This window comes from Desulfobacterales bacterium, assembly GCA_034520365.1.
Taxonomy (GTDB): Bacteria; Desulfobacterota; Desulfobacteria; order Desulfobacterales; family Desulfosalsimonadaceae; genus M55B175.
Genome location: JAXHNP010000003.1, coordinates 629,493 through 651,796, shown reverse-complemented (window position 1 = coordinate 651,796; position 22,304 = coordinate 629,493). Strand labels below are relative to the sequence as shown.

The 22,304-nt window shown below is 52.2% G+C and carries 23 protein-coding genes; 7 read left to right on the top strand and 16 right to left on the bottom strand.

Annotated features, from left to right (window positions below; translation table 11 throughout):
- The first annotated feature begins 171 nt into the window (after nucleotides 1–171).
- The gene (locus U5L07_06255) at nucleotides 172–1,017 is read left to right on the top strand and encodes an amidohydrolase family protein (protein ID MDZ7831335.1); all 846 of its coding nucleotides are present in this window, start codon (nucleotides 172–174) and stop codon (nucleotides 1,015–1,017) included.
- Nucleotides 1,017–1,787 carry a hypothetical protein gene (locus U5L07_06250; GenBank protein MDZ7831334.1) on the top strand — a complete coding sequence of 257 codons (771 nt, stop codon included), beginning with the start codon at nucleotides 1,017–1,019 and terminating at the stop codon, nucleotides 1,785–1,787. The genes U5L07_06255 and U5L07_06250 overlap by 1 nt, the downstream gene beginning before the upstream one ends.
- 9 nt (nucleotides 1,788–1,796) lie before the next feature.
- On the opposite strand, the gene minE is transcribed toward U5L07_06250, so the two are convergent.
- The 5 genes from minE to U5L07_06225 form a co-directional block, all read right to left on the bottom strand.
- A complete protein-coding gene (gene minE / locus U5L07_06245) occupies nucleotides 1,797–2,084 on the bottom strand; it encodes a cell division topological specificity factor MinE (GenBank protein ID MDZ7831333.1) in 288 nt (95 codons plus the stop codon).
- On the bottom strand, nucleotides 2,084–2,893 hold the full coding sequence (gene minD, locus U5L07_06240; protein ID MDZ7831332.1) for a septum site-determining protein MinD: 810 nt from the start codon (nucleotides 2,891–2,893) through the stop codon (nucleotides 2,084–2,086). The genes minE and minD overlap by 1 nt, the downstream gene beginning before the upstream one ends.
- Nucleotides 2,894–2,946: 53 nt before the next feature.
- A complete protein-coding gene (locus tag U5L07_06235) occupies nucleotides 2,947–3,636 on the bottom strand; it encodes a septum site-determining protein MinC (protein MDZ7831331.1) in 690 nt (229 codons plus the stop codon).
- Between the two features lie 116 nt (nucleotides 3,637–3,752).
- The gene (locus U5L07_06230) at nucleotides 3,753–5,603 is read right to left on the bottom strand and encodes an acyl-CoA dehydrogenase (protein MDZ7831330.1); all 1,851 of its coding nucleotides are present in this window, start codon (nucleotides 5,601–5,603) and stop codon (nucleotides 3,753–3,755) included.
- A 260-nt stretch (nucleotides 5,604–5,863) separates the two neighbouring features.
- Nucleotides 5,864–6,103: a hypothetical protein gene (locus U5L07_06225; protein ID MDZ7831329.1), complete on the bottom strand. Its 240-nt coding sequence runs from the start codon at nucleotides 6,101–6,103 to the stop codon at nucleotides 5,864–5,866.
- Nucleotides 6,104–6,223: 120 nt separating this feature from the next.
- On the opposite strand from U5L07_06225, the gene U5L07_06220 reads away from it, so the two are divergent.
- The gene (locus U5L07_06220) at nucleotides 6,224–6,484 is read left to right on the top strand and encodes a fructose 1,6-bisphosphatase (protein ID MDZ7831328.1); all 261 of its coding nucleotides are present in this window, start codon (nucleotides 6,224–6,226) and stop codon (nucleotides 6,482–6,484) included.
- Between the two features lie 171 nt (nucleotides 6,485–6,655).
- Here U5L07_06220 and U5L07_06215 read toward each other — a convergent pair whose 3' ends face one another.
- Nucleotides 6,656–7,510, bottom strand: coding sequence for a ferritin-like domain-containing protein (locus U5L07_06215; GenBank protein ID MDZ7831327.1), 855 nt, complete (start codon nucleotides 7,508–7,510; stop codon nucleotides 6,656–6,658).
- Between the two features lie 157 nt (nucleotides 7,511–7,667).
- Nucleotides 7,668–8,369: a hypothetical protein gene (locus U5L07_06210; GenBank protein ID MDZ7831326.1), complete on the bottom strand. Its 702-nt coding sequence runs from the start codon at nucleotides 8,367–8,369 to the stop codon at nucleotides 7,668–7,670.
- Nucleotides 8,370–8,567: 198 nt separating this feature from the next.
- Between U5L07_06210 and U5L07_06205 the strand changes: the two genes are divergently transcribed.
- Nucleotides 8,568–9,428: an NAD(+)/NADH kinase gene (locus tag U5L07_06205; GenBank protein MDZ7831325.1), complete on the top strand. Its 861-nt coding sequence runs from the start codon at nucleotides 8,568–8,570 to the stop codon at nucleotides 9,426–9,428.
- On the opposite strand, the gene U5L07_06200 is transcribed toward U5L07_06205, so the two are convergent.
- A complete protein-coding gene (locus U5L07_06200; GenBank protein ID MDZ7831324.1) occupies nucleotides 9,403–10,560 on the bottom strand; it encodes an acyl-CoA dehydrogenase family protein in 1,158 nt (385 codons plus the stop codon). The genes U5L07_06205 and U5L07_06200 overlap by 26 nt on opposite strands.
- 326 nt (nucleotides 10,561–10,886) lie before the next feature.
- Here U5L07_06200 and U5L07_06195 point away from each other — a divergent pair, with 326 nt between their 5' ends.
- The 3 genes from U5L07_06195 (at nucleotide 10,887) to U5L07_06185 (ending at nucleotide 12,730) form a co-directional block, all read left to right on the top strand.
- Nucleotides 10,887–11,429 (top strand): TIGR00725 family protein, encoded by a 543-nt coding sequence (locus tag U5L07_06195; GenBank protein ID MDZ7831323.1) that lies wholly within the window; start codon nucleotides 10,887–10,889, stop codon nucleotides 11,427–11,429.
- Nucleotides 11,430–11,448: 19 nt separating this feature from the next.
- Complete coding sequence (locus tag U5L07_06190) at nucleotides 11,449–12,201, top strand: hypothetical protein (GenBank protein ID MDZ7831322.1); 753 nt, start codon at nucleotides 11,449–11,451, stop codon at nucleotides 12,199–12,201.
- A 181-nt stretch (nucleotides 12,202–12,382) separates the two neighbouring features.
- Nucleotides 12,383–12,730: a cytoplasmic protein gene (locus U5L07_06185; protein MDZ7831321.1), complete on the top strand. Its 348-nt coding sequence runs from the start codon at nucleotides 12,383–12,385 to the stop codon at nucleotides 12,728–12,730.
- A gap of 154 nt (nucleotides 12,731–12,884) precedes the next feature.
- Here the strand turns inward: U5L07_06185 and U5L07_06180 are convergent, their stop codons facing one another.
- From U5L07_06180 to U5L07_06145, 8 genes are all read right to left on the bottom strand, one after another.
- Complete coding sequence (locus U5L07_06180; GenBank protein ID MDZ7831320.1) at nucleotides 12,885–14,279, bottom strand: VWA domain-containing protein; 1,395 nt, start codon at nucleotides 14,277–14,279, stop codon at nucleotides 12,885–12,887.
- Nucleotides 14,280–14,287: 8 nt separating this feature from the next.
- The gene (locus U5L07_06175) at nucleotides 14,288–15,196 is read right to left on the bottom strand and encodes a MoxR family ATPase (GenBank protein MDZ7831319.1); all 909 of its coding nucleotides are present in this window, start codon (nucleotides 15,194–15,196) and stop codon (nucleotides 14,288–14,290) included.
- Complete coding sequence (locus tag U5L07_06170; protein MDZ7831318.1) at nucleotides 15,193–16,359, bottom strand: class II aldolase/adducin family protein; 1,167 nt, start codon at nucleotides 16,357–16,359, stop codon at nucleotides 15,193–15,195. The genes U5L07_06175 and U5L07_06170 overlap by 4 nt, the downstream gene beginning before the upstream one ends.
- 56 nt (nucleotides 16,360–16,415) lie before the next feature.
- Nucleotides 16,416–16,868 (bottom strand): four helix bundle protein, encoded by a 453-nt coding sequence (locus tag U5L07_06165; GenBank protein ID MDZ7831317.1) that lies wholly within the window; start codon nucleotides 16,866–16,868, stop codon nucleotides 16,416–16,418.
- Nucleotides 16,865–17,095, bottom strand: a complete 231-nt coding sequence (locus tag U5L07_06160; GenBank protein ID MDZ7831316.1) for a hypothetical protein — start codon at nucleotides 17,093–17,095, stop codon at nucleotides 16,865–16,867. Before U5L07_06160 ends, U5L07_06165 begins: the two co-directional genes overlap by 4 nt.
- A gap of 68 nt (nucleotides 17,096–17,163) precedes the next feature.
- On the bottom strand, nucleotides 17,164–17,316 hold the full coding sequence (locus tag U5L07_06155; GenBank protein MDZ7831315.1) for a hypothetical protein: 153 nt from the start codon (nucleotides 17,314–17,316) through the stop codon (nucleotides 17,164–17,166).
- A gap of 12 nt (nucleotides 17,317–17,328) precedes the next feature.
- Nucleotides 17,329–21,510, bottom strand: a complete 4,182-nt coding sequence (locus U5L07_06150) for a diguanylate cyclase (protein ID MDZ7831314.1) — start codon at nucleotides 21,508–21,510, stop codon at nucleotides 17,329–17,331.
- A gap of 227 nt (nucleotides 21,511–21,737) precedes the next feature.
- On the bottom strand, nucleotides 21,738–22,241 hold the full coding sequence (locus U5L07_06145) for a four helix bundle protein (GenBank protein ID MDZ7831313.1): 504 nt from the start codon (nucleotides 22,239–22,241) through the stop codon (nucleotides 21,738–21,740).
- Nucleotides 22,242–22,304: the final 63 nt, after the last annotated feature.

Sequence of the window (22,304 nt, the reverse complement as noted above, 5' to 3'; positions counted from 1 at the left end):
CTCATTCATATAAAAGAATATAAAAATTTTCTGTTTAAAATTTGGAACGCTCGATTTAGGTTTTCATTACCTGAACAATTTATTATACTTTTCATGATACTTATATGGGAAAATAGTGAAGCAGGTCAAGCCAAAAGGTTTGTTAATTGAGGGACAGAAAGACGGTTCGTTATGATTGTTGATGCGCATACCCATATCTTCCCGGATTTCATTCGTGATAAACGGGAAGCCTATTTTGACGGTGAGCCGGAGTTCAAGCTGCTTTATGACTCGCCGAAATCAAAGCTTGTCACAGCGGATCAGCTTGTGGCGGAAATGGACGCCCAGGGCGTTGACCGGGCGGTCACCTTTGGGTTTCCCTGGCACGCCCCGGAGATTTTTAAACCCCATAACGATTATATCATGGAAGCTGTGGCCCGGTATCCGGACCGGATCAAGGGGTTGTGCTGCCTGGACGTGTTTGCCGAAGACGCGCTTGACGAGGTGGAGCGCTGCATCGCCGGGGGACTCTCCGGCGTGGGCGAGCTTGCGTTTTACCAGTCCGGATTTGAATCCGGCACCCTGGCGCGGCTTGAGCCGGTGATGGCGTTTTGCCGGGAAAAACATCTGCCGGTGATGATCCATACCAATGAGCCCATCGGGCATATGTATCCGGGCAAGACCCCGAATACCCTGGCCCAGATCTATGAGCTGATCAGGCGCTTTCCGGATAACCGGATTATTCTGGCCCACTGGGGCGGGGGGCTGTTTTTTTATATGCTGATGAAAAAGGAGGTCCGGGAGGCATTGGCCAATGTGTATTTTGATACAGCCGCATCCCCGTTTTTATATACCCCGGAAATTTATCCGATGGCCGAGCAGGCGGCCGGGGCGGATAAGATCCTCTGGGGGACGGATTATCCCCTGATCAAGCCGGACCGGTACTTTCGTGAGATTGAAAAAAGCGGGATCAGCGAGGCCGGCAAAAAACAGATGATGGGGGAAAACGCGGCCCGGCTGTTTTTGATGGGTGAATGATGGCTGATTCAATGAATGGGATCATCGAGCGGCTGCGCCGGGAGGCGCGTAAAATTGCCGCCCGGCAGCCGACGCCGGATTTTTATCAGGATTTTTCGGCTGAGGTGGCGCAGTCAGGCGAATATTTTCAATCGGATGCCACGGTGCATCAGCTGAAAACGTTTTTGGCAGAGGCGATTGAGAATGATTTCGGCCATGGGATGGCCCATGCCCGCAAGGTGGCTTTGGATGCCGGGGCTCTGGTGGCCATTGAAGGCCGCGCAGCCGATTTTTCAGCCGATACGGTCGCCCGGCAGCTCCGGATGGCGCATTGCGCGGGGCTTTTGCATGATATCCGGCGCAAGCAGAAGGAACATGCCCGGCAGGGGGCCATATATGCCCGCAAGGTACTGGCGGACTATCCGTTTTCGGAAAAGGAGATCAGCGCCATCTGTATCGCCATTGCCAACCATGAGGCCTTTGGCGAGTGCATGGAAAAGCCTGGCGCTGCCTGCCGGATATTATCCGACTGTCTCTATGATTCGGATAAGTTCCGGTTCGGACCGGACAACTTTATCCACACGGTCTGGGATATGGTGGCGGCCGCCAATATTTCGCCGGAGCGGTTTATGCTCATTTATCCGCGGGGGTTGGACTTTTTAAGAAAGATTCGGCATACTTTCCGCTCCCCCACCGGCCGGCGGTACGGCCCCCAGTTCATTGAGATCGGCCTGGCCATCGGCGAGGAGCTCTATACGTACATGAAAACCGAAATGGGGCTTTCCACGTAAATGCCGTTTCTATGCGGCTGAGGACCCCCGCTCTTGCTGATGTTTGGCGGATACGATCGGTGTGTTAAAGACCAGGGCGGAGTAGTCGTCCGATCGTTGAATGTCTAAGTTCATCGATTCCCGGTCGATCTCAAAGTATCGGCCAATCACCTCCAGCAGTTCTTTCTGGAGGTTTTCCAGCATATTATCCGTGACCTCCAGCTTGTCATAGACCAGGGCGAATTTCAGCCGTTTTTTGGCCACTTCCTTGCTTTCCGGCTTATTGATCAGTTTTTTCAGCAGATCATTGAATTTCATTAGGCATCCTTGTTTTTTCGAGCAAGCTTTTTACCGATTTTTTTCCAGAATCCCTTCTGCGCCAACGGATTCTCAATGGGCAGATCCGGATGCCCGTTGAGCCGCATCGCGATACGCTGAAAAGCCATGCCGGCTTTTGACTCTTTGTTGGAAATCAGCGAGGTGCCGGTATTGCTGGAGATGACCACCAGCTCATCCATCTCCACCAGGCCCACCAGATCAATGGAGAGAACATCCACGATATCCTCGTGACTCAACATGTCCCCGCTTTCCACCATCTTGGGAACGATGCGGTTGACCACCAGCTTCGGGGTGATGGAGCGTGCATAGAGGAGCCCGATCACGCGGTCTGCATCCCGGACCGCGGAGACATCCGGGGTGCAGATGACCACCGCCTCGTCGGCTGCGGCAATGGAGTTTTTGAACCCGTGCTCAATCCCCGCCGGGCAGTCAAGCAGGGTAAAGTCAAACTCCTTGCGGAGTTTGTTGGTCAGCCAGACCATGTTTTCCGGTTTGATGACCTCTTTATCATCGCTTTGAGAGGCGGGGATCAAAAAAAGGTTGTCAATCTTGCGGTCTTTGATCGCGGCCTGTTTTAATTTGCAGCGGCCCTGGATGATATCGACCACATTGAAGACGATGCGGTTTTCAAGGCCCATGACCACATCCATATTCCGAAGGCCGATATCCATATCCACAATGGCGACGCGTTTGCCCTGCTGGGCAAGGGCGGCGCCGATGGACGCGGTGACGGTGGTTTTGCCGACACCGCCTTTTCCCGATGTCATAACAATGACTTTACCCTCCACAATACACCTCTTTTTTTAAATTTGATTGGGGTTAATTGTTATGGGCATTTGACCTATCGCACTTCCGGCCATGTGAGCTGTTTGAACGGGTTGTTGCTCAGATAGTCGTCAACCACGATGGCCTGATCGTCAATATAGGCGAATTCCGGATTGCCCCTTCCGCCTGAGTCAAGCCCGGCCGCAACGATACCGCCGATCTGGATCTGGGTGGGCCGGAATTGAAGGGCCATGACGATGGCATCTTCGTTGTCCGGCTGCCCGGCCTGGGCTTTGCCGGAAAGCGTGCCCATCACCAGGATGTCGCCGCCCGCAACGACCTCGGCGCCGGGGTTTAAGTCGCCCATGATAATAAGATGCTTTTTGGCCACAATTTTCTGGCCGGATCTTACCCGCCCGGCGATCATCAGGGCCTCGCTGCGATAATGGTGCCAGGCGTTGCCCAGGTCCTGATTCCGGATGCGTTCCTTATTGACGGTCTTTTTCTTTTCCGGGGGCTTGGAAACCTGACCCACCTGGAAGCGTTCCTTTAAAAATTCGCCCAGGTCGCGGATTAGCTGATCCGAATCCGTTGAGTTTCCGGAATCAATAATGACGCGGGCATTGACCGCCAGATGTTTCAGCCGCTCGAATGGTTTAATCAGCGCCGCCTGCAGCCGTTCAACCGGCTGCGTGGGGTCGATGGTCACCCAGAGACTGTCACCAACGCCTTTGAGTCTTACAGGGAGATCGTCGTTTGAATCCATAAAAATTTGCGCCGTTCAGGTTGGAAAAAAGATATAACCATATATTTAGTATATCTCTATATTAAAAGTACAATATATATGTCAACAATAAAAATATCGAAGGATGAAAAGAAAAATTATCCCCCTAAGGCGATTTCCGGCATCTCCACGGCTGCGCCGTTACTTGCGGCAATAGCGTTTAACTTGCCCATGGTGATCGGCAGCTGGGTCATGATAAAGAATTCGGCGGTTTTGATCTGTCCGTAATAAAAGCCCGCATCCTTGTTTTTTTCGGCTTTCTCTTTCATCTGGGCCGGATCGCTGCTTTTGGCCAGTTTTTCAAGCTTTCGCGAGGCGGCCGTGGCGCGCCATAGAAGCATCCAGGCGACGCTTACGTCTCCGGTTACCTCGAGAAAGGGGTGGGCAAAAGCAAACGCATTAAGGATGTTGTCCGACATGGCGGTTTTTGCCAGATAAAGGGCGATTTCGCTAAGCCGTGAGATGCTGTCCTCGACTTTTTCCGCCAGGGCCTTGACCGCTTCAATTTCTCTGGCCGCATCCGTGGTCTTCTGCATTTCACTTAAGTAATCCAAAAACGGCTGGCCTTTTTTCATGCCGAGCTTTCGGCCCAGCAGGTCCATGGCCTGGATGCCGTTGGTGCCCTCATAAATCATGAAGATCCGGCAGTCCCGCATCAGCTGTTCCACCGGATATTCCTTGATATAGCCGTAGCCGCCGTAAACCTGCACGGCGTGACTGGTTACCTCAAGCGCTTTATCCGTTATGTAGCCCTTGATAATGGGGGTCAAAATGGCGGACCGGTCTTCATATTTTTCCTTTTCGGCTTCATCGGCGGCCAGATGCTCCATGTCATAGGTAAGCCCGCCGTAATAGATAAGGCTGCGCAAACCGTCTACATAGGCTTTCATGAGGGTCAGCTGCCGCCTGACATCCGGATGCTGGATAATGGCTACATCCGGGGCATCCGGACTTTTTCCGGCCAGCAGGTGCTTGCCCTGGATGCGCTCTTTGGCGTAACTTGCGGCATACATGTAGGCCGCCGAGGCCGTGGCAAAGCCCTGGAGCCCCACCAGCTGGCGGGCCTCATTCATCATCAGAAACATGGCCCGCATGCCCTTGTTTTCCTCGCCAAGCAGCGTGCCGATGCAGTTGCCCTTGCCGCCCAGGGCCAGGGTGCAGGTGCAGTTTCCGTGAAGGCCCATTTTTTCTTCGATGTTGGTGCAGACCACGTCATTGAATGCCCCCAGGCTTCCGTCGTCATTGACGCGGTATTTGGGCACCAGGAAAAGCGATATCCCTTTGGTGCCGGCGGGTGCGCCTTCAATCCTGGCCAGCACCGGATGGGCGATGTTTTCGACCATATCGTGTTCGCCGCCGGAGATAAAAATTTTAGTGCCGGTAATTGAATAAGTGCCGTCATCGTTTTTGACCGCCGTGCTCTCAAGGGCGCCCACATCCGAGCCGGCATTGGGTTCGGTCAAAAGCATGGTGCCGGACCATTCGCCGGAGTAGAGTTTTTTAAGGTAGGCCTGCTTCTGTTGATCCGTGCCAAAGGTTTCGATCAGTTGGGCGGCCCCGTGGGTTAAGCCGTGATAGAGCATAAAGGCGGGGTTGGCGCCGTAAAAATATTCATTGGCCGCAAGGGATACGGTCTTTGGCATCCCCTGGCCGCCCCATTCCGGATCATCGATCATGGCCAGCCATTCCCCTTCTTTGTAAAGCTTGAAGAGCCGGTGAAATTCCTCCGGCACCCGCACGGTGCCGTTATCAAATTCACAGCCGGCATCGCTTATTTTCTGGGTGGGCAGAATTTCCTTGATGGCCAGGTTTCGGGCTTCTGTGACGATCATGTCTATGGTTTTTTTGTTAAATTCCGCAAATTTTTCGTGTTTGGCGAGCTCCTTGATATCAAGCTGGTCGTGGAGCACAAAATCCACATCCCTGCGGTCTGCTATCAGTTGTGCCATAATCGGGTGTCTCCTTTTATTTCAAAATTTTTTTCATCAATCGGGGGCTAAAGATTTCTCATATTCGCATGAATCATTAGAATACTCAGCGGTTGAAGTCAAGCGTGATGGCGTATCAGGCAACGCCGGCGGGATGGATTTGTTGCAGTCTTAAAAGAACTGACTATATTTATTATAAAAATTGTTTTCCCTGGTTTCAGCATATTTTGTTGAAACCCGCAGTTGATTCTGTCTTTATATCCAACGTGTTCACCGGTTTATCACATTTTCCGCCGGGATTTGTCAAAAAAGTCTGTTTTTAGCGCACTGCTTCTCAGGATATACATTTTGTGAACCACTAAACAGAGGAGGCAGAAAAGGGCAATAAAATTACTGTTAGCGTTATCAAGGCGGATGTTGGCGGATATGTCGGCCATTCGGCCATACACCCCGACCTGATCGAGGAGGCGGATAACCGCCTGGAAGGGGCGCAGCACCAGGAGAAGATTATCGATTATCATGTCACCGCATGCGGGGATGATCTGGAACTGATTATGACCCACCGCAACGGAACTGATAACCGGGACATCCATCAGCTGGCATGGGATATTTTTTGATGCGCCGGCGGAACTCTATGATCTATTGGTTTTTCTCGGTGCGGCCGGCCGCCCCGGGTGATTGCGCTGGGGTTTCAGCTGGCCGGCGGGCATCTGGTGGGGCCCCGGGATATGTTTGATGATCCGGGGTTTGACCGGGCCCGGAAAAAGACTAATGAGCTCGCGGATCTCTTGCGGCGCCATGGCCCGTTTGAGCCGCACCGGCTGCCCATGGAGGCCATGGAATACACCACCATGCCGGATGTGATGAAGAAGCTGGAAGGCCGGTGGGAGCCGTTGGATTAGGGGGGAGAAGCAGTAGAGAAGGGTTCGAGGTTTCAGTGTTCAGGTTTCAGTATAGGTTTATCGTTTTCCCTGAAACCTGACACCTGAAATCTATATTCCCCTTTTTCCTTTAGTGCCTTCAAGTACGCAACAAAAGTTCCTTTTAGGCTCATTCCCGGGGGGATCTTTCAACTATTTTTTCAGCCAGCCTTCAATTTCTTCGGCTATATAGGTTTCCTGGTTGATGGAAAGATCCAGGTTGGACATGAGCCCTCCGTGCTTCTGGGCTTCCGGGTCGTTTTTAAGGGCTATGTGGCGATCCTTGGTTTCCCGGACGCTTTCCAGCGCGTGTTGAAGCGCTTTGCCGATGTCCGCCGGCTGGATCGCCCCTTGGGTCTTGAGTCTTGGCTCAAAGCCGTTTTCCGCCACTTCTTCGGCAAGATGGGCGAGCTGTTTCATCTTGGTATAGGAAAAATCCATGATCTGCCATGCGGATAGGCCGCTTTTCTGGAAGGTCCAGGCATTGTGCAGGCTCTGGAGCATCTGATTGTATTTGGTTTCAACAAGCTGCTGAAGGGTCTCGACAAATTGCTCGGGCAGTTCATTTTCCTCGCCGGGAAGCCCCTCTGCATCCGCGGGTGACAGTTTGTCATGCATTTTTTGAAATTTTTCCGCATGCATGTCAGACTCCCAGCCCTCGCGCATCAGCACCCGCTTGATGTGGGGGTCATCCACTTTTTCCGCCTCTGCCTTGTAGTGGGGCACCAGGTTGGTCTCATAATCCACATAGGATTTGAAAATGGTTTTTCGATTGGTGGGATCAAAGGGATATTTGGCCGGGATCAGATTGGGCATGCCCCCTAAATCCCCGACAACCATACCCAGCCAGTGCATGTGCCACATTTCCTCGCGTGACCGGGAGAGGAGTTTGGCGCCGATGGGGGTGTCCTCCCCCTCCAGATAGCTGTGTACCAGGTAGCGGATGATGGCGGCGTGCTCCTCGGCCATGTCATTGTTTAACATTTGAATCAGTTCCTGTTTTTTCATCTCTGCCTCCTGTTTTGATGTTTTTTAAAGCATTTAAATTGCGAATTGATTTATATAGTTATGTATTAACTGAGTGCGAGCAGTTCCTTAAAAAACAAAAAGCCGGAAAACACATTTGTGCTCCCCGGCTTAAATACTAACGCTAAATTGGTTTTTATCAATCAGGAGTCACGGTGGCCTCTGAAAATTTTACCCAGTAGCCCTTGTCGTAGCCGTCCAGAGACAGAGAAATTTCAAATTCCGAGGCATCGTCACCGCCGTCTAAATTCCCGGCGGTGATGGTGGCGTTGCCCAGGTTCATCCGGTGGCCGTTATATTCCGGCGAGTTGTCATCTGAATTGTCAATATAGCCGCTGAAGCTGATAAAGTTGGCGTAAATTTCACCTGAAACATCATTGGCGCCAAAGGCGATGGCTTCTAAGGTACGATTTTCAGGTTCACCAATGTTTTGAAAATCCGCCCGCAGGTAATACTCCCTGCCCTGGAAGTCCTGACTCGGGTCCTCGTAATCCCCGCCAATTTGGATATTCTCCCAGTTTTGATCCCAACCGGCGGTGGGGCTGGGGTTTTTGTAGTCGTATTCATCATGATACCCGAGTTTAAGGGAGTCTATTTCCATGTAAGTGGTGGTGTAGATGTTGAAAATAGCCAGGGTGTCATCCTCCAAATTGTCGCCGTCAAGATCATCAATGATAAAATTTGAAAAACCGGTAATCGGGTGGTTGGTTCCGAAGGCTCCGGCGTATACCGCGGAGAGCTCCGCATCCGTCATGACTTCAAGCTCACAGAAGCCAGCCCGGGGCGATAGAATCAATGCAAGGGAAAGAATGAGTGTTACATGGATGAAATAACGTCGCATATTTAAACCTTGTTTAGGGTATTAAAAAATATTTAATACATATAAATTAGGAGAATTTATTATCGCAGTCAAGGAAAATAAAAATATGGCTTGGCGAAAAAATCTTGCCGGCATATATTGTAGGCGTTAAACTGCAATTTTTAAAGCTTTGGAGAGTATTATAAATTTAAGACGAATTAAGCATGAGGGGTTCGGCGTGTGAAGCGGATCGGGTTATACGTAAAAAAGGATAACAGGGCCCTTAAAAAGGCGGATGAATTCGAGCAGTGGCTCTCAGGTAAAGGCATTGGTGTCATCCGGAAAGAAACCTTTTTCCCGGAATACCGGGAAGACAAGGAACCGGTCGCTAAAAACGGCGCGCCGGCGGGTATGGATTGCGTCTTTGTGCTCGGCGGGGACGGCACCTTTTTAAGCGCCTCCAGGTGGGTGGGGGAACAGGCGGTACCGTTGATCGGTGTAAAGTTCGGGGATATCGGATTTCTTGCGGAAACCGTGGAAGAGGAATTATATGATGCGGCTGAGAAGATTTTAAAGAATGAATATAGCCTTGACCAAAGGTGCCGGCTTCATGTTGATGTTTTTCGAAACGGGGAGGCAATCGCCAGTGAGAGTGTTTTAAACGATGTGGTCATAAACAAAGGGGCGCTCGCCCGGCTGGCCAACATTGAAACCTATATAAATGACCATTATTTAACCACCTATAAAAGCGATGGGCTGATTATTGCCACGCCCACCGGATCCACCGCCTATTCCCTGGCTGCCGGCGGGCCGGTCATCCATCCGGCGGTCCAGGGCACCATTATCACCCCGATCTGCCCCTTTACCCTGACCAACCGCTGCATGATTGTGCCCAATGATGATAAAATAAAACTTCGGCTGGGGGAGAAAACCTCCGATATTGTGCTGACTTTTGACGGTCAGGTGGGGCTTGCCATTGATGACCAGGATGTGATCCACATCGCCAAGAGCCCGCATCCGGTAAATATCATTTCTTTTCCGGGCCAGAATTATTTTGATATTTTGAAGGCGAAGCTCAGGTGGAGCGGCGGCCGGATTTAGGTTCTTGTTTGACATCTGAAGCGAATTTTTCTCCCATTTTAATCATACGGTTTTGCGCGGCCTGCCGGCCGATGGTGAGCAGGCCGTCAATATCGCGGGCGATGGGCAGTTCCGCCAGATCCGCAAAGCCCGCTAAATCCGCTGTCAATTCTTTTATTTGCCGTTGAAATTCTTTTGCCTGGCTGCGCAGAAAACTCGGCAGGCTGCTTAGCCGCATATCCTTTTCATTTTCGAGAAATATTTCTGCCGTCCTGTCCGCAAGGGCATTCATCCCATCTGTCTGGCATTTTAGGTGCCCCAATTTAAACAAGATGTCTTTGTTTTCATGAAGGTCCTGGTGGTGGCCAATGGTTTGCCCGAGCCGGTCTATCTCAAAATTTAATCCGCCGCTTACCAGGCTCATCAGCAAAACATCTTCAATGTTTCGAAACGGCACGGCCATTGACTCATAAGCGTCATCTTTCGGCCCAAGGATCGGGGCTTCATTGATCTGGCAGTTTTCCAGGGAAATGCCGCCGTGCGGGCAGGATTTAAGAAACGGCAGGTCCATCGGATCATGGATATGAAGCCCCGGGGTGTCCTTGTGCACCAGAAAGGCGGTATACCGGTTTTTACCGTCCGTCACGCCGGTTTTGGCCATGACAATGAAGCGCTCTGATATGGGCCCGTTTGTGATATAGGTTTTTTGACCGGTTAGCGTCCATATTCCGCTTTCACAAGAAGCCTCGGTTTGCAGGTATTTAGGATGGGCCCCGATGTCCGGTTCAGACACCGCGAGACTTACCGTCATTTTTCCGGCTGCCAGATCCGGCAGCATTTCCTTTTTTTGGCGGCCGTCGCCGAATGCATGGATAAGCCGGCAGCTGATGATTTCATGGATCAGCCAGCTCATGGCAATGCCTATGTCACCGCCGGCCGAAACAAGGGCGCTTGCCGCGCCGGCCAGGTCCTTTAAATTTCCGCCCTGTCCGCCGAAGGCCTTTGGCAGGCACAGGCCGAACATCTGATTTGCCGCCATTTTTTGCCAGATACCCGAGAACCCCGGCCTCTTATGCGTCAGTGCCGGCAGGCCGGCCACCATGTTTCGGCCGAAGCGGCTGTAATGATTTTCAATATTTGTCAATTTGGTCATAGAGGCCCATTGGAAAGGGTTTTTAAGTTTTTTTTTAATTTCCTAAATTGAGCGATTTTTCAAGTTTGCCGCAGATACAAGGAAAATGATGTCGAGCTATAGTGGCCTATGCGAGACATCATTTGACGCAGTAGATGCGGTAAAATTGAAAATCCCGGAGGGTTTCAAATTTTTAATCCAAAAAATAATTCAACATATTAAAAATATATAAAAAATTCCTTTTTAAAAATTTGGAACGCTCAATTTAGGATTTTGCTGGCTGTTTATGTATATCATGATTATCCATGGAAATAGACGGTTTTTATATCTCCGGAGGAAAAACAGATATGCAGATTGGTGTGGTCGGCAGCTGGGAAGATGGACTGGCGCCGGAAATCTATCAGATTGCACAAAGGGCCGGAGAGCTCATTGCCGGCCGTGGGGATGTGCTGTTTACCGGCGGTTCGACCGGTGTGATGGAGGCGGCGATGAAGGGCGCCAAGCAGGCCGGCGGGTTGACCGTCGGCTTGATTCCTTCGGAGAGCAAAGCGGCATATGTCCATCTTGGGGCATATATTGACATCCATATCATGACGGGTCTTGGCGAACTCGGCAAGATGGCGCCGCTGATTCATTCCGTGGACGGCATTATCGCCATTGCCGGCGGGGCGGGAACGCTCGTCGAAATTTCCATGGCCTATATATCCAAAAAGCCTGTGATTATGGTGCCGGCGGCCGGGCATACCACGGAGGCTGTCGGCAATATGCTGGTGGACGGCTGCCTGGATTACCGAAAAATACAGCCCATTCATATCGCCCCGGATGCGGAGGCAGCGGTCCAAATGCTTTATTCCCGATTAACGGAGAAATTTATACATAAAAATGATTGAAAAGAAAAGGAGGCAGCCCATGTATCGATTGGTCAAAACAGTTATATTTTTTTTAATTATCGCCCTGGGAGGTGCCCAGGCGAGTTATGCGGACGTTTATCTGAAACAGGAGCAGCATACGGATGCGGTCACCATAATGGGCCAGAAACAGCCGGCAACGGATGTGGTCTCGGAGATTTGGATCACGTCAGAGGGTATCCGGACTGATACGGCGGCGGAATCAACCATTATGCTCCTTGATGAAGAAAAGATTATCCTATTGGATCACACGGATAATACATATCAGGTAAGGCCCATGGGCATGGATAAGATGATGGAACAGTCTGTAAAGGGCCAAAGCCCGGAAGAGAAAGCTGCGATGCAGGGGATGATGAAAAATATGATGAAGATGGATGTATCGGTGACTGCCACCGGGGAGAGCCAAACCATTCGGGGGTGGGACTGCAAAAAGTATCGGGTGACGATGGATACAATGATGGGTAAGAGTGTTAATGAGATATGGGCCACAAAAGATTTAAACGTGGATCAGGAACTCTATGATCGATTAAATACCGCCCTGATGGCGGCCATGCCGGGCATGCAGAAGGGGCTTAAAAAGATTCAGGCGGAGATGAAGAAAATCAAGGGCGTTCAGGTTAAAACCCTATCCACCCAGCAGATCATGGGAAAAGAGCGAACCACCACCACTGAACTCCTGGATTATAAGGAGGCCGAAGCACCGGCGGGGCATCTCGAAATTCCGTCCGGATATTCCGAAAAGAAGCAGAAATGACGGTCTCTTAAGAAGTCGAATCGATGATGGATAAGAAAAAAGTTTAAGATCATAACGCGCAATTACAGAGGAATTCAGCCATACGCAGATATTGGGCTTGCCCGGAAGCTGTGACGGTTTTTTGGATTAAGATTAAGACGTTATAAAGAATACCCAATACCTGAACCAACAGGAGTTAAAAATGACAAAATTTGCGCTTTTTGTATTCAACGGCGATCCCATGTGCTTCATCCATGTGCTGTTAAACGCCCTGGATATGAAGGAAAAGGGAAATGAGGCGAAAATCATTATTGAAGGCTCGGCCACCCAGCTGATTCCGGAGCTTGCCAAATCGGAGCACCCGATGCATCAGCTGTGGCAGAAGGTAAATGACGGCGGGCTGGTGGCCGGCGCGTGCCGGGCCTGCTCAAACAAAATGGGCACCTTGAAGGACGCCGAAGCCCAGGGGCTTTTTCTGCTGGATGACATGTCCGGCCATCCGGGAATGGCTGGTTACCGGGCGGACGGATATGAAATCATCAGCTTTTGATGGCTTCGCAAAAAGTCCAATATCTGCGTTGCGCTGCATCCCTCGGAATTTCACGTACTCCTATGTACGCTGCATTCCTCGGGATTTGCGCGCCTTGATCTTGAACTTTTTTCTTTGCCATCCTGACTTTGCGGCTGTTAGTTTTTCAAAAATATTATAAAACTAAATCCTCGATAAAATCGATCAGCTGATTAAGGTTCCGGCAGGCGCGGACCTCATGGCAGTAAGCCTTGTAGGTCTGCATTTCGCTGTCGCCGGTGCCCCAGAACTCCTCGGGTTCGGGATTCAGCCAGATTACGCGGCGGCATTTGGCCCGCATCTCTTCCAGCAGCTTTTCCCGGGGATTGTGGTAATTGGAGCGGCCGTCGCCCACAATAATCAGCGTGGTCCGCTTGTTTAAAATGTGCAGATGGTCGCGGTGGAACTGGTGAAACACTTCCCCGTAATCGGTGAGCGAATCAAAGGGGATGTCCGTGTCGGTCATGACCTTTTCAATGGCCCGGTTGACCTCATTTTTTTCGAAAATATCGGTAATATTGGTGGGAAAGCAGACAAAGGCGAAGCTTTTTACGTCACTGAAGCAGTCCTGCAGGGAATAGATCATATTGAGCATAAACCGGGCCGCGGACCAGACCGACCCGGAAACATCGCATAGGGTAACGATTTTGGCCTTCCGAAGGGGCCGGTTTTTGAATTTGAGCTCAATCGGCACGCCCTGAAACCGGCCGGCATAGCGAAGCGTTTTTTTGACATCCAGGATGCCTTTGTTCCGCGAGGCATACCGCCGGGTGGCCGCATCCTTTAATCTCCGGACGAGCTGCTCGATGCCGTCGCGCATATCCTGAATTTCAGCGGCGGTGAGGGAGCCGAACGGCTTTTCGCCAAGGTCCGCATAGTGGATATCATGGGTTTTTATCTGCTGCAGGGCTTCGTTGTAAGGTTTGGTATCCTCGGTCAGCATTCGGTTGGCGGTGTTTAAGCGCTGGTTCAGATGATCAATCGCCTGTCTGCGCCGGGTGGATGGCGACGTATCCGGATCTTCCTTCAACAGTTCGCGGATCTGCCCCCTGGCCTTGTTCAGGCGGAGCATGATTTCAAGGCGGCTTGACAGCTGGCCCAGGTTGGATTTCAGCCGCTGGCGGGGGGCTTCGGTCTGGTTTTCCACCCGCTGGATTTCTTTTAAATAAGCAATGGGATCGCCGGCCAGAAAATCCATGATCGCCTGATCCAGCGGATTGTCTGCCGTACGTTCGGTCATATGATCCAGCAGTTCGGTCAAATCTTTGGATAAAAGCCCATCCTCCGGGTGTTCGGGATCAGCTTTTAAATCCTGGCGCATTTCATGGAAAAACAGGTGATAGAGCCGGTCAAAGTTCTTCTGCTCCCGCCGGCTTTTGGCGAAATTGGTCCGCAGGGCGGCTTTGAACTGGTTTTCATCCAGCACATCGATCAGTTCGAGCTGCCTCGTGCAGTCGATAAGTTCCGCGGTGGATACCCGAAGATCCGCCTCCCGGCAGGCCGCAGCAAATTTTAAGACCAGATCCAGCATGGCAAAAACTATTGAAAAAGACTGTCCATATGGGCGCGGACCAGGCTGGTGTCTGCCTGGTACTTGCAGATCACGTTCAGTGTGTCGGACAAAACCTCGGGAGAGAGGTCTTTTGCCTGAAGGATCATCAGGGCCTGCGCCCAGTCCAGGGTTTCCGAGATGCAGGGGCGTTTTTTTAAATCCATATCCCGGATGCGGTTGATCGTATCCACCAGTTTGTCCACCAGACGCTCTTCAATGCCGGGAATTTTTAAAGTAATGATTCGTTTTTCAAGCTCCCGGTGGGGGTAATCAATGTAGAGATGGATGCACCGGCGTTTCAGGGCATCACTCATATCCCGGTAGTTGTTTGAGGTGAGTATGACCAGCGGGATATGCCGGGCTTTTTGGATGCCGATTTCCGGGATGGAGACCTGGAATTCGCTCAACAGCTCCAGCAGAAAGGCCTCGAATTCCGGATCGGATTTATCCACCTCATCAATCAGGAGCACCACCGGATGCTCTGCTGTGATGGCCTGCAGCAGGGGGCGGGCCAGCAGAAACCGTTCTGAAAAGAAGGCGTCCTCCTGCTCGGCAATCCGGTCCACGGCTTCGGCAATGGAGCCGGTGTCTGCGAGCAGGTCGTTTATTTTCTCCTTGATCATCTGGGTATAGAGCAGCTGCTTGGCATATTCCCATTCATAAAGGGCCTTGGCTTCATCCAGGCCTTCATAGCACTGCAGCCGGATTTTATCGCGGTTAAGGCACCGGGAAAGCGCCCGGGCCAGTTCGGTTTTACCGGCCCCGGCCGGGCCTTCGACAAGAATCGGTTTGCCGGCGGCCACGGCCAGATAGACCACCGTGGCGATTTCCCGCGACGGAATATAGTCTACCGCCTCCAGTTTTTGCTGAACATCTTCAACGCTTTTAAATATCATATATTCATCCCCATAAAAGTAAAATATTCTAAGCAGCATCGCCGTTCAATGTCAATGAGCTTTGCCAGCGCGCCGTTAAAATCCGTGTCATCGCAGGTAAAAACCCCGTGGCCGTATACAATAACCCCGGGCGCCTCACAGATGGCACTCGGCACCGTATGGCAGAGCCCGTATTCCCCGCCGCCCACCTCGCCTGAGACGATCGGAATATCGCCGCAGGCCTTCCGCTCATAGGGGCAGAAGCGGTGGCATTTTCCCCGGTATGGGCAGTCCCGGACATCGCAGTCCATTGATAAAATAACGGAAAAACGGGGGTGGCCGTGCAGTATGGCCCGGCATCCGGTCTGCCGGATGATACCCAGATGGGCCGGGAGCTCACTTGATGCATTTTTCGGCGCATGGGCGGGATCGTCTGTAGCGCATCGCGTGAGGCCGCCTTCCAGGGAATCCAGGAATGTGCCGCTTTGGCTGATATATAGCTGGTCGCCCGAGCGGTAGGAGATGTTGCCGAAACAGGAATCCACCAGCCGGAGATCCACCACCTGCCTGCCGGCTTCACAGATGGCCGCAAGAATCGTTTCTTCGGAATCAAACGGGCCTTTTTTTAAGGCCCCTGCAAATGCCGGCAACGGGTCCAGCAGCCGGCGGACGTTTGCCAGCATCTCCCGGTCCGTCTGCTTAATTTTGCCGGTTTTCCGGGCGGTTCGCAAATCAGAGAAGAATTTGACAAAGCAGGCAAAGCAGACCGAGGACAGGGTGACATAGGCCTTTGTCAATTCATCAGGGCTTGCGGCCAGAATTTCACCGCCAGGCAGAATAACGGCCTTGCGCGATTTTAAGAGTTCGGCCAGGTGCGCGGGGTCCGTGGCTTCGGCCACCGGCAGATCATGAAGGAACAGCCGGGTTTCACAATCCCGGGGATAGATGGTGCCTTGCGAGGTTTGTACGAGGTAATCAATAATAGAGAGGTAGGGCTCAGACGGCCGGGCCTTTATCAATGACCGAATGGATGAGCCGTTCAAAAGCGGCGAAAGCAGTAAAACATCAGGGGTGCCACGGCTCCAGCGGGGTTTTGGATCGGCCACCCCCATCAGGACATCTTTGGGCGCAGCCAGCCCGTTTTTTACGAAACGTTCAATGCATGTGTCAAAGGGTGCTGTCATTTCATCCACGGCTAATTTGTTTTAATCGCAAATCCATACCCCCGGTCCTGTTAACGCTAAGGTTGGGATTCGTTTTCTTCGCTATCGGGATCGAAATCGGGATCGAAATCGCTATCGGGATCGAAATCGATGCTGTAGACTTCCTGATCCTCTCGAACTTGGTATCCTCTTCCGCCGAGACGGCTGAGCATCGCGGCCATACGGTCGAGTTCATCCTTGCGGTTCCGGCTTTCCATCTTGTCCAGCGCCTTGCCGACAACCAGCACATCTTGAATCGCCGCGCACTCAAGCGCGGAGCCACGAACGATTTCGAAATAACGCCTTCGGTCGGCTTCCGCGGTCTTGCCATTACCTTCGGCGATATTGAGCGGTATCGACTGGCTGGCCCGAAGCCATTGATCCCGGGCGGGCCGATGAACTCCGTTCAGGCTGTCGGCCTTCTCGTAAACCCATGCAACGTAGCCTATTGAAAGGCGATAGACGTCCAGTTTTCCGTGTCCAAGGGTCATATTTTTTTCGATCCCGATCCCGATCCCGATAGCGATTTCGATTTGGATCTGGCCCGAAGCCATTGATCCCGGGCGGGCCGATGGACTCCGTTCAGGCTGTCGGCCTTCTCGTAAACCCATGCAACGTAGCCTATTGAAAGGCGATAGACGTCCAGTTTTTCGTGTCCAAGGGTCATATTTTTTTCGATCCCGATCCCGATAGCGATTTCGATTTGGATACAGAACAAATTAACCGTGTCATTTCATCGGCTCAAGAGATTTAATGTTTTCAGGAAGGTGCGTGGAAAATGGTTCCTCAGTTGGCAAATATGGGCAGCGGCGGCTGGATATAGGCCTGGTAGGCCTTGCAGCGGGCCTTGTGGCGGCAGCTCCGGCATACCGCGATATGTTTGCGGGGCTGCCCCTTTTTATGCGGGCAGATAATATAGTCGCGATGGTTTGTTGTCATGGTTTTTAAAACCTAATCCGTCAGATTCCGGGCGGCTTCCCGAACCCGGGGGTCTTTGTCCTTTTTCAGGGCTTTTAGAATTTTTTCGCTCCGGGAATCATTGATCTGGGCGATCGCATAGGCGGCTGCCACCCGGATCTGGGAGGAGCGCGATTTTCTGAACAGGATGCCCCGCCTGGCCCGCAGCACGTTTTGAAGCGGCAGGATAAAAGCGTCATCCCCGATTTGCCCCATCGCCCGGCAGACAGCGGTCATCACCGCCTCGTTCTCTGACTGATCAAGGATCAGGGTCAGCGTATCAGCCGCCTCCGGATCCTTTAACCGGCCCAGAAGATTGATGGCCGCAGCGGCGGTTTCCGGGTTTTCCCGCTGCGCCAGCTCAACGAGCATTCGGCGGACCGCCGGACTGTTCATACGCTCGGCCAGCCGGCCGCCGGCCCGGCGCACCACCTTTTTGGCATCCGAGAGCGCAAACGATAATTCCGTCTGGATATCCTCGGTCACCGCATCAATCACGTCAAGGATGCGGGCCCGGTCTTCGGCAAAATGCTCCCCGGTCAGTGCGCGTTTGACGGCGGCAGCGCCTTCCGGCCCCTGATGTTTGATCAGCTGGGCGGCCAGGCGCCGCACCCGGAGATCAATATCCTGCTTGATTACATTTAAGAGATAGGGGCGAACGGCTGTGCCCATGCTGCTTAAAAGTTCAAAAGCGGATTGCTGCTGTTGGTTGTCCCCGGCGGCCAGGCCGTAAATCGCGGCCTCCAGGACATTGGCCGGCATTTCAGGGGCTTTGATCCGGCTGCGCTCGGGGTGCCGGCTGATATGGGTCGTTACCCATGCGGCCAGAGAAAATTCGCCGAACAGGATAAAATTTTTCGCTGCCTCATAGCAGAGCTGCGCGATATCATTTAAGCGATCCGGTTCGGTTTCGGTTTCAAAAATCGCCAGCAGCGCAGAGAGAACAAAGCGAATAAACGCGGCACTCGGTTTCCAGTCCGCGGGATTTAAGATCGCATCAAAAAGCCTGATGATTGCCTGCCTGCCTGAAGCATCGGAATTTTTATAGTCCGCGCAGAGCCGGTCAAGGATGGCCTGGGCATGGTCGAATTCACCGGTCAGAAACATATCCCGGAGCCGGGCCGGCAGGGTTTCGGGATCCAGGTCATCCTCGGCAATTATTTTTTGTGCGCCGGGCGGGCTGGCTTTTTGCCGCTGCTCAACTGAATCATCCGCCGGCCGGTTATCGTCATCAGCGGGAAATATCTCCCGAATCCCATAGACCCCCTCATTCGGCCGGATATTTTGAAGCTTTTGCGCATCCGTGTGGGTATGCCAGAAAGAATCATCCATTTTGATTTGATCGGCCTGACAGGTAAGGGCGATAAAACGGGTCAGTTCGTCGGCTGTCACCGGGGATAAAAAGCTAATGCTCTGCAAGCCCGCCTCAGCCAGAAATTTGAGAAATCCGCTGGTCAGGGCTTCAAAGCCCGAGGTATCCATTTTCAGGCCGTTGATCAAAAGCGCATTTTCCACTCGCGCAATGGTCAGTTCCCCATATTTTTCAAAAAACGGCTGAATTTCGGCATGAAGGCTTTGGATCGCTTCTTTGGCCACCAGTCCCTCAGCCGGGTAGAGTTTCAGTTTGTTAATCGCGCCGAGCAGGCTTCCAATTATCTGCCGGACAATTTTTGAATCCGCCGGCTCCAACATATTTTTGATTTCCCGGGCGGATTTTTGGGGTGCAGTTGGTGCCGCCGGCGATTTTGGAGAATCCATTTTTTGGTAGGTGATCTGGCCGACGATGATATGGGGCATCGGATAGGCGCTTTGAAAAGACCGCCAGAAGCCCGGCATGATGGACTTGCGCTCTGTCTGGCTGATTTTATGAATCAGGGTGGTGAGCTCCTCCGCTGAAATGCCGCGCACAAAAGTCAGGTGTTTGAGCTCCAGTCGGTCCCAGATAGCCATAATTTGTTCCGCCACTGTGGGGTAGGCGGTGATATCCAGGGGGTCCTGGTTTACCAGCAGGGTATTTTTTTCCAATATAATGGAGACCCGCTCATCGGTGGAGAGGATTTGCCGGATCAGCGCCAAGAGCTGGTTCACAGAGTCAACCACGGATTTGCTCTGCGGCGGGTAAAGCCTGGTATTTCGAACCGCCACCACTATCGCGCGCAAGAGGCTGGGAATATGGTTTATGGCATTTTTACTCAAGGGCGTATCCGCAATCGCCGCTTCGCCCCCCGCCCCTTCGTCGGGCTCCCCGGTATCTGTATCCGGATAGGTGAGCGCCTCGTCCGGGTTGAAAGTCCGGAGATGATAATCCGCCAGGGATTCCTGGTAGGCCCGGGCTTTTTCCGGATCACCGCCAAGGCTGAAGTGATGGGCGGCAATCGTTTTTGAGGGCAGGAGCTGCCGGTTATACAGGTCTTCTTTGTAACTGCCGATCTGATCCTCCAGCGTGGCCCGGACCTCGGGCGAAATGTCCTCATAGATGGTATCCCGGACGCGTTTGCTGGAAAACCGGATACTTTCATCTGTCTCGTTGAAATCAGACCGGACAATGCCCTGGGCCAATGCTTGGTTTAAGCAGTCGTAAATTTTGGCGGATTGTTTTTTGCTAAATCCCGCTATCATGCTAAGGGAAGTTGTTTCGCCGAAGGCAGAGGCCCGATCAATAAATTGCCGGCTTTCTTCGTCCAGAAGCGCCATTTTCTGCTGAATGATCTCTTCCAGGGAGCGGGGGAAGTAATTTTTTTCAATGGCGGCAATGCGCCATTTGGCGCCTTCCTGGAAAATTTTTTGGTCATTGGCCATTTTCCGAAGAATTTCTGTAATAAACAGCGGATTGCCCTCGGTCAGGGCGGCCATTTCATGGGCGGTGCGGCGGGGAAACTTAATGCCCGGAAAGATCATATTGACATGTTTATTGATGTCCTCTGCCGTAAGGGCGGTGAGGGTAATATCGCGAATCTCCAGTGCCTCGCTGTAGGCGTTGCGAAAGATTTCCAGGGGGATCGCCTGAGGCCGGGTGGGCACCTCCTGGGAAGCCGTTCCGCAAATCAGAATGGGTACCGGCTGCTCGTTAAATATGGTCTGTAACAAATGCAGCGATGCGGGATCACTGTAATCAAAATCATCGATCAGAAGTATCAGCGGCTGATCATCCATCAACGCGGTGAAAAAATCACAAAATGACCGGAAGATGGCCTCCCGATGGGCCGCGTCATCTTCCGGCGGCGGCTCCTCTGCGTCAATTAACTGGGGGATGACATGGGCCAGCCGGTATATGGCTTCATCATCCATGGCATCCAGAACGGATTTTCCCTTGTCCTCGCGCTGGTTCATCATGGCCATGGCGATATAGGAAATCAAGTAATAGGGGCGGTAGGATTCCTGCAATGCGCCGGCGATCCGGACCATATTGACATGGGTTTTGGCCAGATTGCGCTGCACCAGGTCCAGAAAGCTGGTTTTGCCCATTCCGGGCGCCCCGTCGACAACAAGGAACCCCTGCTGGCCACGCCCCAGTTGCTGCAGGGCATTGCCAACCTCTTTGAATTGGGATTTGCGCCCCACAATGCCGGCATTGTCCAGGTAATGAATGGCGGTTTTATGGGAAACCGCCTCGGGAGTGACAGCGCCGATATCCACATATCGGTTTCGTCCGGATTGTTTGGCCGCATACAGGGCGGTATCCGCCTGATGGATCAGTTCATTGCCGGAGGCGGCATCATCCGGAGCGCTGGCAATGCCGATGCTTAAGGTGACGGGAATGGCTGTGTCTGCGTCAGCGGAAAAAAACAGGTTGTAGTGGATGTTGTTCAGCAGCTTTTCCGCAGCTTTCAGGGCCTCCGGCTTGGGCGTGTCCGGCAGGAGCAGGATAAATTCATCCCCGGCATACCGGATCGGGATTGCGTTTTCGCGGGCCGTATCCTTTAAAATGGTGCTGACATGCACCAGCGCCTGATCTCCGGCTTCCTCGCCGTATTGCTCGTTTAAGCGCTTGAAATGATCAATATCTATCAGCAACAAAGAAACCGGAGGCTTAAATCCCTGCCAGTCAATTTCATTTTTAAAATAGTTCAGCAGAAACCGGCGGTTTTTGAGCCGCGTCAGCTCGTCCTCAAAAAAAATGGCGGACGGGTCTTTGCCGACGTTTTGCAGAAAGTGAAAGAATTTTTGATACTTCATGCGGCTCCCGGATATTTTTTCGGGCTGCTGAGGGGTCCCGTTTTCTTGCGATTGTTCTTATGGCCGCAATTATACATAAAGGATATGTAAATGACAATCATTCAAAATGGTCGAAACGGTTATGCCGGAACCGCCACGGGCAAGGAAAACCGCTCATGAAGAAAATTCGGAGCGTCCACGGCTAATTTGTTCTAACCGCAAAATCCATACCCCCGGTCCTGTTAACGCTAAGGTTGGGATTCGTTTTCTTCGCTATCGGGATCGAAATCGGAATCGAAATCGCTATCGGGATCGAAATCGATGCTGTAGACTTCCTGATCCTTTCGAACTTGGTATCCTCTTCCGCCGAGACGGCTGAGCATCGCGGCCATACGGTCGAGTTCATCCTTGCGGTTCCGGCTTTCCATCTTGTCCAGCGCCTTGCCGACAACCAGCACATCTTGAATCGCCGCGCACTCAAGCGCGGAGCCACGAGCGATTTCGAAATAACGCCTTCGGTCGGCTTCCGCGGTCTTGCCATTACCTTCGGCGATATTGAGCGGTATCGACTGGCTGGCCCGAAGCCGTTGATCCCGGGCGGGCCGATGGACTCCGTTCAGGCTGTCGGCCTTCTCGTAAACCCATGCAACGTAGCCTATTGAAAGGCGATAGACGTCCAGTTTTTCGTGTCCAAGGGTCATATTTTTTTCGATCCCGATCCCGATAGCGATTTCGATTTGGATACAGAACAAATTAGCCGTGTCGGAGCGTCTGGATTTGTTGACCCGGGGGATTGGATTTGATAATTAATTATC

Bases quoted from the DNA above. Each gene is read 5' to 3' on its own strand.
- U5L07_06165 (MDZ7831317.1), bottom strand. From the start codon at position 16,868: ATGACCCTTGGACACGGAAAACTGGACGTCTATCGCCTTTCAATAGGC.
- U5L07_06235 (MDZ7831331.1), bottom strand. From the start codon at position 3,636: ATGGATTCAAACGACGATCTCCCTGTAAGACTCAAAGGCGTTGGTGAC.
- U5L07_06190 (MDZ7831322.1), top strand. From the start codon at position 11,449: ATGTATCGATTGGTCAAAACAGTTATATTTTTTTTAATTATCGCCCTG.
- U5L07_06195 (MDZ7831323.1), top strand. From the start codon at position 10,887: ATGCAGATTGGTGTGGTCGGCAGCTGGGAAGATGGACTGGCGCCGGAA.
- U5L07_06175 (MDZ7831319.1), bottom strand. From the start codon at position 15,196: ATGATATTTAAAAGCGTTGAAGATGTTCAGCAAAAACTGGAGGCGGTA.
- U5L07_06200 (MDZ7831324.1), bottom strand. From the start codon at position 10,560: ATGACCAAATTGACAAATATTGAAAATCATTACAGCCGCTTCGGCCGA.
- U5L07_06150 (MDZ7831314.1), bottom strand. From the start codon at position 21,510: ATGAAGTATCAAAAATTCTTTCACTTTCTGCAAAACGTCGGCAAAGAC.
- minE (MDZ7831333.1), bottom strand. From the start codon at position 2,084: ATGAAATTCAATGATCTGCTGAAAAAACTGATCAATAAGCCGGAAAGC.
- U5L07_06180 (MDZ7831320.1), bottom strand. From the start codon at position 14,279: ATGCTGGATCTGGTCTTAAAATTTGCTGCGGCCTGCCGGGAGGCGGAT.
- U5L07_06250 (MDZ7831334.1), top strand. From the start codon at position 1,017: ATGGCTGATTCAATGAATGGGATCATCGAGCGGCTGCGCCGGGAGGCG.
- U5L07_06215 (MDZ7831327.1), bottom strand. From the start codon at position 7,510: ATGAAAAAACAGGAACTGATTCAAATGTTAAACAATGACATGGCCGAG.
- U5L07_06210 (MDZ7831326.1), bottom strand. From the start codon at position 8,369: ATGCGACGTTATTTCATCCATGTAACACTCATTCTTTCCCTTGCATTG.
- U5L07_06185 (MDZ7831321.1), top strand. From the start codon at position 12,383: ATGACAAAATTTGCGCTTTTTGTATTCAACGGCGATCCCATGTGCTTC.
- U5L07_06170 (MDZ7831318.1), bottom strand. From the start codon at position 16,359: ATGACAGCACCCTTTGACACATGCATTGAACGTTTCGTAAAAAACGGG.
- U5L07_06230 (MDZ7831330.1), bottom strand. From the start codon at position 5,603: ATGGCACAACTGATAGCAGACCGCAGGGATGTGGATTTTGTGCTCCAC.
- U5L07_06225 (MDZ7831329.1), bottom strand. From the start codon at position 6,103: ATGATAATCGATAATCTTCTCCTGGTGCTGCGCCCCTTCCAGGCGGTT.
- U5L07_06255 (MDZ7831335.1), top strand. From the start codon at position 172: ATGATTGTTGATGCGCATACCCATATCTTCCCGGATTTCATTCGTGAT.
- U5L07_06155 (MDZ7831315.1), bottom strand. From the start codon at position 17,316: ATGACAACAAACCATCGCGACTATATTATCTGCCCGCATAAAAAGGGG.